The sequence below is a fragment of the Reyranella massiliensis 521 genome, from assembly GCF_000312425.1.
GTDB lineage: Bacteria > Pseudomonadota > Alphaproteobacteria > Reyranellales > Reyranellaceae > Reyranella > Reyranella massiliensis.
This window is the reverse complement of record NZ_HE997181.1, coordinates 1,914,297-1,928,405: the sequence shown is the minus strand read 5'-3', so window position 1 is coordinate 1,928,405 and position 14,109 is coordinate 1,914,297. Positions and strand designations below refer to the sequence as shown.

General features: G+C 63.3%; 19 protein-coding genes. 9 read left to right on the top strand and 10 right to left on the bottom strand.

Annotated elements, in window-relative coordinates; all coding sequences use genetic code 11:
- Positions 1–370: 370 nt before the first annotated feature.
- From BN60_RS09535 to BN60_RS09520, 4 genes are all read right to left on the bottom strand, one after another.
- Positions 371–1,153 (bottom strand): Crp/Fnr family transcriptional regulator, encoded by a 783-nt coding sequence (locus tag BN60_RS09535; protein ID WP_083856035.1) that lies wholly within the window; start codon positions 1,151–1,153, stop codon positions 371–373.
- A 157-nt stretch (positions 1,154–1,310) separates the two neighbouring features.
- Positions 1,311–1,529 (bottom strand): hypothetical protein, encoded by a 219-nt coding sequence (locus BN60_RS09530; protein ID WP_043283777.1) that lies wholly within the window; start codon positions 1,527–1,529, stop codon positions 1,311–1,313.
- A gap of 78 nt (positions 1,530–1,607) precedes the next feature.
- The gene (cax, locus tag BN60_RS09525) at positions 1,608–2,699 is read right to left on the bottom strand and encodes a calcium/proton exchanger (protein WP_020695808.1); all 1,092 of its coding nucleotides are present in this window, start codon (positions 2,697–2,699) and stop codon (positions 1,608–1,610) included.
- Between the two features lie 60 nt (positions 2,700–2,759).
- The gene (locus BN60_RS09520) at positions 2,760–3,392 is read right to left on the bottom strand and encodes a hypothetical protein (protein WP_020695807.1); all 633 of its coding nucleotides are present in this window, start codon (positions 3,390–3,392) and stop codon (positions 2,760–2,762) included.
- Between the two features lie 169 nt (positions 3,393–3,561).
- Between BN60_RS09520 and BN60_RS30310 the strand changes: the two genes are divergently transcribed.
- From BN60_RS30310 to BN60_RS09490, 6 genes are all read left to right on the top strand, one after another.
- Positions 3,562–4,017: a hypothetical protein gene (locus BN60_RS30310; protein WP_020695806.1), complete on the top strand. Its 456-nt coding sequence runs from the start codon at positions 3,562–3,564 to the stop codon at positions 4,015–4,017.
- A 23-nt stretch (positions 4,018–4,040) separates the two neighbouring features.
- The gene (locus BN60_RS09510) at positions 4,041–5,144 is read left to right on the top strand and encodes an efflux RND transporter periplasmic adaptor subunit (RefSeq protein ID WP_020695805.1); all 1,104 of its coding nucleotides are present in this window, start codon (positions 4,041–4,043) and stop codon (positions 5,142–5,144) included.
- A gap of 10 nt (positions 5,145–5,154) precedes the next feature.
- Entirely contained in the window at positions 5,155–8,295 is a 3,141-nt protein-coding gene (locus tag BN60_RS09505) for an efflux RND transporter permease subunit (protein WP_020695804.1), read from the top strand.
- Between the two features lie 58 nt (positions 8,296–8,353).
- The gene (locus tag BN60_RS09500; protein ID WP_020695803.1) at positions 8,354–8,680 is read left to right on the top strand and encodes a potassium channel family protein; all 327 of its coding nucleotides are present in this window, start codon (positions 8,354–8,356) and stop codon (positions 8,678–8,680) included.
- Positions 8,681–8,797: 117 nt separating this feature from the next.
- Positions 8,798–9,256 carry a hypothetical protein gene (locus tag BN60_RS28760; protein ID WP_020695802.1) on the top strand — a complete coding sequence of 153 codons (459 nt, stop codon included), beginning with the start codon at positions 8,798–8,800 and terminating at the stop codon, positions 9,254–9,256.
- Positions 9,257–9,332: 76 nt separating this feature from the next.
- Positions 9,333–9,710, top strand: coding sequence for a hypothetical protein (locus BN60_RS09490; RefSeq protein WP_148283367.1), 378 nt, complete (start codon positions 9,333–9,335; stop codon positions 9,708–9,710).
- Between the two features lie 66 nt (positions 9,711–9,776).
- Here the strand turns inward: BN60_RS09490 and BN60_RS09485 are convergent, their stop codons facing one another.
- Both BN60_RS09485 and BN60_RS09480 read right to left on the bottom strand, forming a co-directional pair.
- A complete protein-coding gene (locus tag BN60_RS09485) occupies positions 9,777–10,016 on the bottom strand; it encodes a hypothetical protein (RefSeq protein WP_020695800.1) in 240 nt (79 codons plus the stop codon).
- Between the two features lie 227 nt (positions 10,017–10,243).
- On the bottom strand, positions 10,244–10,606 hold the full coding sequence (locus BN60_RS09480; protein WP_020695799.1) for a hypothetical protein: 363 nt from the start codon (positions 10,604–10,606) through the stop codon (positions 10,244–10,246).
- Between the two features lie 601 nt (positions 10,607–11,207).
- Between BN60_RS09480 and BN60_RS09475 the strand changes: the two genes are divergently transcribed.
- From BN60_RS09475 to BN60_RS09465, 3 genes are all read left to right on the top strand, one after another.
- Positions 11,208–11,456 (top strand): hypothetical protein, encoded by a 249-nt coding sequence (locus tag BN60_RS09475; RefSeq protein WP_020695797.1) that lies wholly within the window; start codon positions 11,208–11,210, stop codon positions 11,454–11,456.
- A 120-nt stretch (positions 11,457–11,576) separates the two neighbouring features.
- Entirely contained in the window at positions 11,577–11,852 is a 276-nt protein-coding gene (locus tag BN60_RS09470; RefSeq protein ID WP_020695796.1) for a hypothetical protein, read from the top strand.
- 190 nt (positions 11,853–12,042) lie between these two features.
- On the top strand, positions 12,043–12,345 hold the full coding sequence (locus tag BN60_RS09465; protein ID WP_020695795.1) for a hypothetical protein: 303 nt from the start codon (positions 12,043–12,045) through the stop codon (positions 12,343–12,345).
- 150 nt (positions 12,346–12,495) lie between these two features.
- Here BN60_RS09465 and BN60_RS09460 read toward each other — a convergent pair whose 3' ends face one another.
- The 4 genes from BN60_RS09460 to BN60_RS09445 form a co-directional block, all read right to left on the bottom strand.
- Positions 12,496–12,903, bottom strand: a complete 408-nt coding sequence (locus BN60_RS09460) for a hypothetical protein (RefSeq protein ID WP_148283366.1) — start codon at positions 12,901–12,903, stop codon at positions 12,496–12,498.
- A gap of 9 nt (positions 12,904–12,912) precedes the next feature.
- Positions 12,913–13,134, bottom strand: a complete 222-nt coding sequence (locus BN60_RS09455; protein WP_020695793.1) for a hypothetical protein — start codon at positions 13,132–13,134, stop codon at positions 12,913–12,915.
- A 196-nt stretch (positions 13,135–13,330) separates the two neighbouring features.
- Positions 13,331–13,588: a hypothetical protein gene (locus tag BN60_RS09450; protein ID WP_020695791.1), complete on the bottom strand. Its 258-nt coding sequence runs from the start codon at positions 13,586–13,588 to the stop codon at positions 13,331–13,333.
- 152 nt (positions 13,589–13,740) lie between these two features.
- A complete protein-coding gene (locus BN60_RS09445) occupies positions 13,741–13,953 on the bottom strand; it encodes a cold-shock protein (RefSeq protein WP_020695790.1) in 213 nt (70 codons plus the stop codon).
- Positions 13,954–14,109 lie beyond the last annotated feature (156 nt).

Here is a 14,109-nt window from a genome sequence, read left to right as displayed (position 1 = left end):
GATGACATGTCGCTGTCATGTCACCGTGCTAACGTGCCGAACGGCGAACGAACCAGACGACGATCGCGCCGAGGACCAGTACGGCAGCGGGAATTGCAAAGCCGAGAAGGTAGAGTTCGAGTGGCCCCCAAGAGGCGATATCACCACGACCGTCTTGAAAGGCCCGGCCATCAGACATGCACAGATACGAGCCATCCGGGTTTGAATGGCATTTTTGTCGGACAAACAACGTCCATCCGATCAGCCATATGGCCGAGGCGATCGCCCATAGACGCAGAAGACCAAATGGCCAGCTCACAACTCACCTCGCAGCGACGAGGACGAAGGCGATCGTACCGCCAACACTCAGGTAGGTCGAGAAAAGTGGACGTCAGCCGATAGCGCTCGTCCTGCCACCGTCGTCGATCTTGCCGATCTCTCGAAGCTTCGCGTGATCCAGAACGATCACTTCGTTGCTCTCGATCAGGCCGATGACCGCCCGCTCCTTCAACTTGGTCATCGAACGGCTCACGGTCTCGATCGTGAGGCCCAGGAGATCGGCGATCTCGCTGCGATTCATATAAAGTTGGAAGGGGCCTGGCTTCGCGTACAGCTCGCGATGGAGCAACGCCATCTTGCCTAGGAAATGGGCTACCCGTTCCGTAGAACGGAGCTTGCCGACGACGAGCATGGACTCACCCGATTGCGCAAGCGCGCTCGAGAGCGCGGCGGCAAGCGCGGCTGCCAGATCGGGATTCTCCGCAGCGAGAGCATCGAATCGACGTCGGTCGAACGAACAGGCTTCGACGTCCGTCAGGGCATCGCCTCCAAACGCATAGTGGCCGTCGGTGTCCAGATAGCCGACGCAGTCTCCCGGAACCCGTACCGCCACGATCTGGCGGCGGCCATCGTCGAGGGTCCTGAAGACCGAAACGAGGCCCTTCCTGATCTTGAAGAAACTCGAGGCAAGGTCACCGGCACGGAAAAGGATCTGGTGCCGTTGCCAGTGACGAATGCTTCCCAACTCCAGCAACTGCTGAAGTCGTTCTTCGTCCAGGGACTGGCAAAGATTCAGATGCCTGCCGATGCAATGGTCGCATGGCAGGTCGGTCGCCTGTTTTGGCCTCGTGAGCGCTAAGCCCCGAGGCTGACGGGGATAGGCTTTTGAATCCACCGTGCGAGATTATCAGCCATAATGCGACGTGTCATTCGGTTTAGTGTGCATACGCTCTGAAATCACACCTCTGGTTGTGCCGATGCTGAGCCCCGACAGCGGCAATATAAGTACAGTTTGGCTATGCCGCCGATGTCGGAAACAGCAGTGCGTTCGTCTACCTGTCACCGATGGCGCTGCCGCCAATGTAGCCAACGGCACCGCCGATCAAGCCGGCGCCGACGACCTGGCCGAAACTGCCGCCCGATACCAGCCCGATGCCAGTACCCAAGGCAGCGCCTGTCACGGCTCCCTTCTGGCCAGTGCTCATGTTGTTGAACTGCTCGCAGCCAGAGACCAGACCGCCGACGGCCAGCAATACGATCAGGATACGCATATCCATACCTCCGTTGTTCGATGCCTTCACTTGCCGCAATGCTCGCGTCCAAGGCCCTGTGGTCGACGATTGTCTCGTTCACGCCGGCACGGCGAACACGGTCACTGCCATGACAAGGTACATGGCAATGAGCTGAACGCCGGTGAACCATGTCGATTTACCGTCGAGGATCAGGATCGAGGCGACGAAGGTCGCCGCCATGACGAGGAAGACCTCGACGCCCGAGAAGGCCAGGCTGAGCGGCTCCGGTGCGATCCAAAGGCTGAGCAGGACGAGCAGCGGCGCCACGAACAGCGCCACTTGCGTACTGCTGCCGACCGCGATGCCGACAGCCATTTCCATGCGGTTGCGCATCGCCACCATGATGGCCGTGCTGTGTTCGGCCGCGTTCCCCACGACCGCAACCACGACGACGCCCACGAACAAATTGGACAGGCCCAGCGCGTGAGACGCCTGCTCGACCGTGGCAACCAGTATTTCGCTCATCCAGACGATCAGCACCGTAACGACGGCCATCACGCCGATCGACAACGAGACCTGCCACGGCGCACCGTGATGATCGCCGCCCTCAGCCTCCTCGCCCCGAAACAAGTCGGCATGGCTGCGAAGGGTGAAGGCAAGGCTGCAGAAATAGACAACCAGAAGGATGACCGACACGATCACGCTGAAGACGGCGGACCGTTTGACGAATTCCCCTGCGCCCATCGCCGCGAACACCGAAGGGACCAGGATGGCCACGGCAGCCAGGGCCATCATGCCGATCTGCGTGCGCACGCCGATGGAGGCGAAGTATTGGACCTTGTAGCGCAGGCCACCGGCCAGGAAGGCCGCTCCCATCACCAGAAGCAGATTGCCGATGATGGAGCCGGTGAGCGACGCCTTCACCACGTCCAGCATGCCGGCACGCAGGGCGACCAGGGCGATGATCAGCTCCGCGGCATTGCCGAGCGTGGCATTGAGGAAGCCGCCAATCCCCTCGCCCGTCCGGACCGCGAGCTTTTCTGTCGCGAGGCCCAGCAGCCCGGCCAGCGGCACGATCGCGACGCAGGCCAGGATGAAGACAAGCAAGGGGGAATCGGGCCGCGCGTGGTGAACCCACGCCGTTATCGGTACGGCAAACAGCAGCCAGGCAAGCGGCGCTTCCGAGAGGATGCTGCGCAGCACCTTCATGACTTCTCCTCGAGGCGGCGTCTTGGCCGCCTCCCTTTTGTGCAATACGCGGTCCCCCTCCTAGCGGATAACCGTCACCTGGATCGCGGTCTGCTGGCTGAACACGGTCGTGATCTGGTCGCCGGTCTTCAGGGTGCGAAGGGCGGCCTTACCCTCCTCGGTGACGATCTGCGGCATCTGGATCACCTCGCCACTGTCGGGGGCCGGCTTGTCGGGCTCGCCGCCGGAAGCATTGATCAGGTACACGACGTTACCCGCGGTATCGACCCGGGTGCACATGCCCGACATCTGCCACAGGTTCACCCGCTGTCGGGCCCCCGGAATGCCCTCCAGCCTTGCGCCTTCCGCAAGCATGGCCTTCGCGCGTGCCGTCACAGCCGGCGTCGTCTTGGCGATCAGGAAGTCCAGGTAGTCATACCAGTGGACGTCGACTGTTTGTCCGACCCTGAGCGACGCGAAGTTGGTCACCAGGTCCGCAGCCTTCATCTTCACGCGGCCGAGATCCTGCCAGATGATCACGAAGCTGCGGGCTTCGGGATGCATGCTATGAATCGTACCGCGCTTGAAGTTCTGGTAGCGGTTCGGCACGGTCAACTCGGCGCTTTGCGCCCTCGCCGCAAGCGGCATACCAGCCGTGGCGACCGCAGCACCGCTCAACAGTTTCAAGGCCGTTCGACGATTTTTCAGAAACATTGCCTCTCCCCTCACTGAATTGGCCCGCCGTCTCATCTGGCTCTTAGGGCGACCGGGCCGCATGCCCGGATCGGTCGAGCCTATTCGCCGTCCCGATCTGCAGCCTTGAGCAAAATCAACGAACGCAGCCGGGCCAGCCCCTACGATGACGACAAACGCGGGAGGCGGAATGCGGATACTTGCCCTGGCAGCCGTACTTGTCATCGCACAGGCGGCGCCGGCTCTGTGCTGGTGGCAGTACGCGGAATGGGGCCTGAGTTCGAGGCAGATCGCCTCGGCCAGCGGCGGGCGAACCGCGCCATGCCAACCCCAGGTGCCCGCCTGTGCGCGGCCGCCAGGTGGCGCAGCACCGTCGCTGTTCGTCGACGGCATTACCATGATCGGCATGCCTGCATCGGTCGCCTTCGCCTTCGATGGCGGTGATCAACTGATACAAACCGTGGTGTTCTTTCCCGGCGCCACGCCCGATCTGATCGAAAAGTTGCTCCAGGGGGTCCACGGCGTTCCCGTCGACGCGCAGGCATCGCCTCCCGTATGGCGAGATGCACGACGTGGCAGCGATATTACTCCCTTCTCCGTCAAGGACGGCGTGATGCTCCTGTATCGCCCGGCCAAGAGTCGTTGAGCCAGAGTCCAGGGAGACCGATTATGAAGGCGTCCCCGGCAGTGCTGCTCGCAATGCTGCTGACCGTCAGTACGGCCGCGGTCGGTCAGCAGCCCACGTCCGCCCCTCTTGCGGTCCTCGTCCAACCTGCCGAGGCGCGTTCACTCGCCGTGCAGCGCGAATTCATCGGCCGCGCTCAAGCGCTGGACAAGGTGGACCTGCGGGCGCGCGTCCAGGGCTTCCTGGGCCCGCGCAAGTTCAAGGACGGCGACCTCGTCAAGCAGGACCAGCTTCTCTTCCTGATCGAGCCCGAGCCCTATCAGGCGAACGTGGAACAACGGGAAGGTCAACGGGCTGCCGCCGTCGGCGCGCTCGCCAATGCCGAAGTGCAGTTCAAGCGCGCCGAGGACCTGGCCCGTACTAACGTGGGTACGCAGCAAACGCTCGATCAGCGTCGAGCCGAACTCATTGGTGCCAAGGGCGCGCTCACCGAGGCCGACGCCTCGTTGAAGGACGCCAAGATCAAGCTTTCCTACACCGAGATCCGATCGCCGATCGCCGGCCGCATTGGCCGTGCAAACGTCCCGCCGGGCAATGTCGTAGGGCCGGAGTCCGGCATTCTGGCCACTGTCGTGGCCGAACAGCCCATGATGGTGCTGTTCGCGGTAACACAGCGCGAACTTCTCGAAGCGCGGCGCGGTGGCGCGTCGGGAGAAGCGTTGACGGTGCGTGTTCGGCTTGCCGACGACAGCCTACATCCCGAGCCTGGAACCCTGGACTTCATCGACGTTCAGGTCGATCCGCGCACCGACGGCCAGACGCTCCGCGCCAGCTTTCCCAATACCGACGGACGTCTGACCGACGGGCAGACGGTCCGCGTGATCCTGGAGGAGAAGCAGGCGGCCAAAGTCGTGATGGTGCCGCAATCGGTGATCGCGTCGGACCAGAGCGGATACTATCTCTATGTCGTAAATCGCGACGACAAGGCCGAGCAGCGCCGGATCAAGGTCGGCGCCGAGCGCGACGGGCTCGTCGTCGTCGAAGACGGCCTCAAGGAAGGCGAGAAGGTCATCGTCCAAGGCCAGCAGAGAGTTCGTCCAGGAATGACCGTAGCGCCCGAGCTGGCACCCCCGTCCGGCCAGCCGTAGCGCCAGATCAATGACCATTTCCTCGATCTTCATTCGCCGCCCGCGCTTTGCGTTCGTCATCTCGGCGGTCATCACGATCGCCGGCCTGATTGCGGCATCGGCGTTGCCGGTGTCGCAGTTCCCCGACATTGTCCCGCCACAGGTGCGCGTGACGACGACCTATCCCGGCGCCTCGGCGTCCGTGGTCGAGGCGACGGTGGCCCAGGTCATCGAAGCCGAGGTCAACGGCGTCGAGCGTATGATCTACATGAAGTCGGTATCGGGCGGCGACGGTAGCTACACGCTGACGGTGAGCTTCGCCGTCGGATCGGATCCCGACCTCAATACGGTCAATGTAAACAATCGCGTCAACCAGGCTTCCGCCCGTCTGCCGCAGGAGGTGAAACGCAACGGCGTTACGGTCAAGAAGCAGTCCTCGGCCCTGTTGCAGCTCGTGGCGGTCCATTCGCCCAAGGGCAGCCGGGACGGTCAATTCCTGTCGAACTACGCCACCATCGAGATGCTCGACAACCTGCGGCGCGTGCCGGGGGTGGGCGATGCCGTTCTGTTCGGCCCGCTCGACTACGCGATGCGCGCCTGGCTCTCGCTCGATCGCCTGGCAAGCCTGGAGGTTTCGACCGACGACGTCGTGAAGGCGATCCAGTCGCAGAACATCCAGGCCGCCGTCGGCCGCGTCGGGGCCGCCCCGCTGATGGGGCCCGTCGAACTCGAACTCAACATCACGACCAAGGGCCGCCTGTCGACGGTCAAGGAATACGAGGACATCATCGTCCGCACCAACCCGCAGGGCACGGTCGTCCGGCTGAAAGACGTGGCGAGGGTCGAATTGGGAGCCAAGTCGAGCGACTCGGTCGGCCGCTACAACGGCAAGCCGGCTGCCGGCATTCAGATCTACCTGCTGCCCGGTGCCAACGCGCTCGCCACAGCCAAGGGCGTCCGCGAGACGCTGAAGGAGCTCGATCCGCTGCTGCCCGAGGATGTCGCTTACGAAGTCATGTACGATACCACGGTTTTCGTAGAGGCGACGATCGAGGCCGTGATCCATACCCTCTTCGAGGCCTTTATCCTGGTCGGCATCGTCGTCTTCGTCTTTCTCGGGAATTTTCGTGCCACGATCATTCCGATCGTCGCCGTGCCGGTTGCCCTGATAGGCACCTTTGCCATCATGCTGGCCATGGGCTTCTCGGCCAACACGATCTCGCTGCTGGCCCTGGTGCTTGCCATCGGCATCGTGGTCGACGATGCGATCGTCGTCGTCGAAGCCGTCGAGCATATCCTCGAGACGGAACCCGACCTGACGCCGGCGCAGGCCACCGAAAAGGCCATGAGCCAGGTAACGGGCCCTATCATCGCCATCACGCTGGTCTTGCTGTCGGTCTTCGTCCCGACGGCCTTCATTCCCGGCATCACCGGCCAGCTCTACCAGCAGTTCGCCGTGGCCGTGTCGGCATCGATGGTGATCTCGGCCATCAACGCCCTGTCCCTGTCCCCTGCACTCTGCTCCCTGGTCCTGCGCCACCGCGGCAAGAGCAGAGGCATCATTGCCCGCCTGAACCGCGGCATCGACGCCAGCCGCAACGGTTATGTGCGCCTTGCCACGCCGCTGGCGCGCCGCGCTCTGATCGCAGGCCTCCTTGCCCTGGCCTTCATTGCCGGGACCGGCGGGCTGGCACGCATCGTACCCACCGGCTTTCTGCCCAACGAAGACCAGGGCGCCTTCATGGGCGAGATCCAGTTGCCGGATGCCGCATCGACGAGCCGGACCCTGGCCGTCGTCGAGCAGGTCGAGGGCATCGTCCGCGGCAAGCCCTGGCTGCAGAACCTCTTCACCGTCAGCGGCTACAGCATGCTCGACGGCCTCAACCTGCCCAACCGCGCCTTCTTCGTGGCGGCGATGAAGCCGTTCGACGAACGCAAGGCTCCCGGCATGTCGGTGTTCGCGGCCCTTGACCAGCTCAACCAGGATTTCCGCCGGATTGCGGCCGCGACCATCATCCCGTTCAACCTGCCGCCCATCATCGGCCTCAGCACGTCCGCCGGGTTCGAGTTCCAGCTCGTAAGCCGTACAGGAGCCTCGCCGACCGACATGGCCGCGACCGCGCGCGGTCTCGTCTCGGCAGCCCAGAGCGTTCCCGAGCTGGCCGGCGTCTACACGACCTACGGAGCGGCGACGCCGCAGATCTATCTCGACCTCGACCGGGAGCGCGCCCAGATCCTGGGCGTCGACATCGCCCACGTGTTCGATGCCCTGCAGACGGCCATGGGCGGCTACTATGCCAACGACTTCAACCTGTTCGGCAGGACCTGGCAGGTGAAGGTCCAGGCGGAAGCAAGTGACCGGCGCGTCGCCCGCGACGTCTACCGCGTGCGCATACGAAACGCCTCCGGCGAACTCATCCCGCTTCGCGCGATCGCCGAGATCCGGCTGGTCACTGCACCCGCACAGGTCATCCGCTACAACAATCTGCGCTCCGTCACCATCAATGGCGGCCCGGCACCGGGCTACTCTTCGGGCCAGGCGATGGCCGCCATGGAAACGCTTGCAAAGACGGCACTACCCGCCGGCTACGGCTACCAATGGACCGGAACGGCCTTCCAGGAGAAGGCAGCTGCGGGACAGACCGGCTTCATCCTGGCGCTTGCCCTTCTGTTCGCCTACCTCTTCCTCGTCGCGCTGTACGAAAGCACGGCGATCCCGGTAGCGGCGCTGCTGTCGGTGTCGGCCGGCCTGTTTGGTGCCATGGCGGCGCTGTGGCTGAGCGGGCTCGACAACAATCTGTTCGCCCAGATCGGCATCGTCGTGCTGATTGCCCTCGCAGCGAAAAACGCCATTCTGATTGTCGAGTTCGCCATGGCCGAGCGCGAGAAAGGCGCCGATGCCGTGACGGCGGCGACAACGGCGGCGAGCCTGCGTTTCCGCGCCGTGATGATGACCTCCTTCGCCTTCATCGTCGGCCTGGTGCCGCTCGTCATTGCAACGGGCGCGGGCGCCGCGACCCAGCGGGCGGTGGGCACGGCCGTCTTCGGCGGCATGCTGGCCGCTAGCTGCCTGGGCATCTTCATCATTCCTGGACTCTACGTGTTGTTCCAGAAGATCCGCGAAACGCTGAAAGCCCTGCCTGACCGCCTCTTCCGTCGGCGATCCACCTAGGATCCGAACGAAGTCACTCTTTGGCGTTACCTCGCCAGGACCAGGAGACTGAGGACCGATGCCCGATCGTTCCCCGAAAGCGCTGCGTCGCCTCTACCTCTACTCCTTGCTGGAGGGCATCCGGATCACCTGGCCCGTGCTATCGAGCTTGCTCGTGCTGCAGGCAGTCTTGGGAGCAATCGTGGGCTTGGTCGAAGGCTGGGGCATCGGCAAGGGCCTCTACTTCGCCTTCATCACCGGACTTACGATCGGCTATGGCGATTACGTGCCGACCCGACCGCTTACGCAGATACTGGCCATCGTCATCGGCTTCAGTGGCATAGCGCTTGGCGGACTGGTGGCCGCGTTGGCAGTGAAGTCGTTCCAGAGGAGCAGGCTGCCCTAGTTTGCCGGTACTCGATGTTTTCGCCGGAGATCGGGCGGTGCCTCATCTGGACGGGCCTACCGGAGTGGGCTGCATTGAACCCGCCAAGGGTTCAGTGATCTGTGGGGGAGATCCACTGTGCAAGCGCTGCGCCATCTCGTGCTCATCGCAGCCCTGCTCGCGTGCGGATGCAAATTCGACGTTTCGCATTATCCCATCACGCTGCAGCCCCCTTATAGCGATCTTCCGCCGGCGCCACCTGGAGCATCGATCGACGCCGGCAAGCCCGTTCCCCTGACACCACTCCAGCAGGAAGCCATCGTCGCTGGGGTGATGGTGTGGCTCAAGGACGGCTCATCGGCCCGGTTCGGAGAGATGCGAGCCGCCCGCAATAGCCATGGGAAAGTGACGGTCTGCGGCCTGGTCGACGGCCGCAACAGCGAAGGCCGCCTTCTCGGTCTGGCGCCTTTCATCGGGGTTATCGCCGGCACGCCGGAGAAACCGGATTTTGTCCTCGTCGAGATCGGCAGCACACCGCGGCAGCGGGCCGTTGTGACCGGCCTGTGCGAGGAAAGCGGCATTCGGGGTTCCGGTTAGCCTCGCCTACTGCACAAAAGCGATGGGCGGGAACCTTGTCGCTCCTCGGACCGTTTTCCGTCGTCAAGAAGACAGAATGACTGAAGAGAGTGACCGGCTCGCAGGTGCGATCAGGCATCTGCCGGGAGGAATAGAGATGTTGAGGCTTCTTCCGAAACTGCTTCTCGTTACGGGCATCGGGATGACCGCGGCGGCATGCCAAGGCGACAGCTATCCCGCACCGCGCGGCTACTATCAGCCCACACCGACGGGCTATTACCAGCCTGCGCCAACGGGTTACTATCAGCCGGCGCCAGCGTACTACAACAACCAGTACTACCGGAACGACGGCTATCGGACGGTGACCGTGACGAACCGCGGCCAGAGCGGCTACCGCGACGACGTCGTTCAGCAGCGCGTCCCCTGCGGAAGCCAATACTTCGACGGCTACCGACAACAAACCGCACGCTGCTGATCGCCTCCATGCGTCGTCCAAGACTCTTCGGTCCGACGCCCGACGTCGATCGGCGCGGCCCTCCGGCTACCGCGTCGCGATCTGCCGGCCGGCGTCGGTGAGGCAAAGGCTTTCGCCGTCCTTGACCGTCAGCCATCCCGCGGTTTCGGCGAGCATCAGCGCCGCCTGCGTTGCGCCGGTGTCGTTCAGCTCCAGGCGCCGCGCCACGGTCTCCAGCGGCACCCAACGCATTTTGATGCCGCGCGTGTAGATCATGATGTCGCGCACGACGCGGCGAGCGATCTGGTCGGGTCGTTGTCCTGCCATCGAGAAGTCCTTCCTGCGCACCGCTACGTGCGCCGAAGGGCGACGCTGCGACCGGAGTTGCTGTGAGCGGCCGGAAATGAAGGCCGAGCCACCGCCGGGATCAATTTTCTGCTGGGGCTTTTGGTCTCGCGTTTGCCGCATGACCATTCCTCGCCCAGGTAAGCGGGCCACTGACGCGCGGCCCGTGAGCGAAGAGGTCTTCGTCGCCCGTGAAGGGCGGCCGCGCTTCAGGTTTTCGGTGACGCCGGATTCGCGAGCATCTCGGCGCAGGCACGAGCGACATCGCTGTTGCTGGTCTTGGATCCTGGCATCAGAGCATAGCCGCCCCGCTCGACTATGCCGCCGCGTTCCCACGAGCTCGCCTTGGTGAGATCGGCAAGCCTGGCCGGGCCGTCGGCCTCGCTACGGAAGCGCTCGGCGCAGATCGGCGCCAACGCGGCGACCATGCCGTCGTGCTGAGCGATGGCGGCCTCCTTGCGCGCGGTGGCGCCGGTGATCCAGCCGCCCCAGGTGAAGCCGAGCGCCATGCACAGCACGGCGCCGCCGACGGCGCCCCAGATCAGGGGCTTGGTGTCCTTGGGAAGATTCATGTGACGTCGCTTTCCGGCCGCGGACGGCCTCACGTCAGCGTGCGCGGGAGCGCGCGGCCGACAATCAGCAGGATCAGGAAGATCGGGAACACGACCGGCAGTACGAGCCATTTCTTCATCGCGCGCCTCCAGCGGTCGGGGCGGGAGCGCACGTCTCTCTCAGCCATCGCAGGCCGGCTTACGCGGGCGATGGTGGTTTCTTGTTATACTTCAGCGCGCGTCGCGTCTATCACCCGTTGGCAATCACGCTGAGGCAGGTAGCCACCTGTACCGCGCCCAAGTGCGGCTGCGCTGCTGCCGGTCGATCCGGTCTGTGCGTCGCCGTCCACGCGCCATGGCGTATCGTCGTGCCCGACAACCGCAGATTTTAGCGCAATCACTGTGATGAAGCCTCATTGCTGGAGCGCACGAGGAGCGCACCGCCATATGGCAGAAACGGTCCGCACGAAGTGCCCGGAGTCGAGCCTAATCGGTTGTTCCCTGGAAGATATATAAGCCACGCGTCACCTGTTAATCGGAGCCCGGCGTCGCCATGTCCCTGGTGTGCTGTTCGAACGATCTCGTTCGAGAAACGGCCGCTCCCGGAAAGGGGACCTCCAAAATGTCCGATCAACCGAAGGCGAACGCCGCAACGATCCCCGTCGACAAGACAATGCCGGCCGATGCTGCGCAAGCCAAGAAGGTGCTGCTGCAGGATATCCGCGTGAAGTGGAGCAAGTTCAGCGAACAGGAGCTGAATAACCTCACGAGCAACGACGACCTGGTCACCCAGCTCGTCGCCAAGTACGGGCTCACGAAAGAGGTGGCGCAACGCGATGCCGATGCCTTGCGCAACAGCCGCAACATCTGAGGCACTGGACCTCGACGCCGCGAGGCCGCCGCCCGGCGGCCTCGTTTGCCTGGGCGGCGACAGGATTCCCCTGCCCCCCTGTGGAACATCGACGACGCCGTTGGCTCCTGAGAGGCGGACATGGCCAAATCTGTGCAGCCCAAACATATCGCCTTGCGCATCTGCAAGACCCTTCACGAGCTGACGGGCGAGGACCTCCACTGGGTCGACATCGATGTGGTATGCGGCCGGCTTGACGAGGACCACACTAAGGAATTGAACGCGGCTCTCGAATATGCGCGCGAGCACGAGCTGCTGGCCTGCGGTCCTGTCCCGGTACGCAGCGTCATGCTGACCCACAGGGGCGTACTGGCAGCGCGCGGCAAATTCAAGAAGTCCCATCGCGAATCGGGCTGAGCGACCGGCCGGGAGTCTTCATGGACAACCTCCCCTAGCGCGGGAGCATTGCAATGCAGGACAGTATCACGGCCGCCTGATAACCTGTGGGTATTCGGACCTTCCTTGTCCGTCGTCTGATCGCAGCGCCGAGCGCTTCGCCGTCGGCTCGCCGTTGTTGCCGTATTTTCCGAACAGAGGCGCACCCGTCATGACCGAAAAGCCGATCGACCTCGACGCCCGCCGCGGAATGGCGGCGCAGAAAGCCACGGATCTGCGACGACTCTTGTCGGAGGTGGAGGCCAACGAAAAGATCCTGCGCGAGCGCCAGAGCGAGCTCGAGGCGCATCTCCTCGCCGCCCCCGCCGCCACCTGGCCCGAAGCGGCCGAGAAGGCGCGCTACGTGCTGGCGCTATATGCCGCCATGCTGCCGACCGAAGACACTCGCCGCCGCACGCTGATCGCCGCCGTCCTCGATGACTTCGATCGCCTGGCGCACGAGGCGCATTCCTGACCTGGAGCACGGAGAGGCTCACTTCATTTCCAGCGGCGGCGCGTGAAAGCGGCAAGCCCTGAAGCTACCATTCGTTTTTCAAATAGCGGCGAGGAGCTGCTATGTGGTGCAGCCTATCGTCCTGTCGCCAAGCCACCGCAGAATGGCCGATCAATTGAGATGCTTCTTGCTCGCCTTCGGTACGCCGACCAACAAGACATCTGCCAGGTCTGGCGCGATATGCCTGATTTCATCGAAGAATACGGTGAAGTACCGGGGCAGTAGCGTTTTCATTTCGTCGCCGATCAGCATGGCGCCGTTCTGGGACATCATCGTCAGCGAGCCGGCCTGGCGGAGCCATAGCACGACCTCTTCCAGCGAGTCTGGGTCATCGAGGATGACGATGAAGCCCAGATTGGAAGCACTGTGCTTGCGGCTGATTTCCGCGATCGTCTCGTCATGAGGGTCGGCGAGCGAGAAGCCCACCTTCACACAATGACCTGAGTCCAGCGTGACGTCGTACTGACGCCACGCAAGGGTGCCCAGCGGTCGTCGTGTTTCCGGGGAATGTCGCGGCATGTCCCCCAACTAGGCTGTTGCGGACTGCTCGGCGTAGGCCAGCACCAACCGCTTCTTTGCAGCCAGATACTCGAGCCATTCTGTCCGGGTTTCCTGGGGGCTGCCGGATAGCTCGACCACGATATGACGAAGCGTCGACCTTGCCCGGTCTTCGGCAACCTTCAGCCAGGCACCATACGCGGCCACGAGTTCAAGCCGCAGTCGCCCCCGCTTCCTCTGGAGGTTATCCATCCAATGCTCCTGATCCGCGGCTACCAAAGCCGTCAACTTCGAAAAATCGCATAGGCGACGATGACGATGACGAGCAGCGCCGGAAACAAGACCGGCGGCACGAGCCACTCCTTCCAGCTTTTCAAGACACAACCGTGCGGAAAGCACGAACGCGCCACGTCGCAATGTGCAGATGATGCATGGGCAAACCTGTCGGTTACCAGCCGTTGCGCTGATACAGTTTGGCGGCAAAGATGGAGCGGGGCAGCGAATCGAAATGCTCCTTCCCCGAGATCGTAAGGACCAAGCTGTTCTTGGCCTCGGCGATGAGACGCAGCTTCAGCAGGCGATCGACGTCGCCGCGACGCAGGGAACGGACTTCCGCTTCGCTGAAGGCGATGCGCCGCAGGGTAATCGCCTCATCGTCGGTAAGCTCGAATAGGCGTGAGACATTGGCGGTGCTTGCGCGGCTCATGGGCGGCCTCGTTGGTTACGCCGGACCACGAGCGACCCGCCGAATGACAAGTCCCGCTCTTCCCTCTTTTGGAGAGATGCGACGCCTCATTCCTCGCTCCGGCGACCAGTACATTCGTGGTCAGCCGGAAAGAGGAAACGGCGATCCGAGGGTCAGGCGACGGTCTTGAGATTCTCGGCGGACTGCTTGCCGCTACGCTGATCCGACACCAGGTCGAACTCGATCTTCTGGCCCTCGACCAGGTGGTTGAGGCCGGCCCGTTCGACGGCGCTGATATGGACGAAAGCGTCCTTGCCGCCGTTATCCGGCTGAATGAAGCCGAAGCCCTTGGACGAGTTAAACCACTTCACGGTTCCCATAGACATGAGGAGAACCCTTTCACTGCTTAGTTGAAGAAATGCATAGCCGCCCGGTGCTTGGCGCAGAGGGCTGGCTGTCGAATTCGCATTGGTTTTCGGGATCAAGTCGCTGGCAGGCGCCTTAAGGTGCACGGCGCGGCCAAATCATCAGTCCGTTTGTCG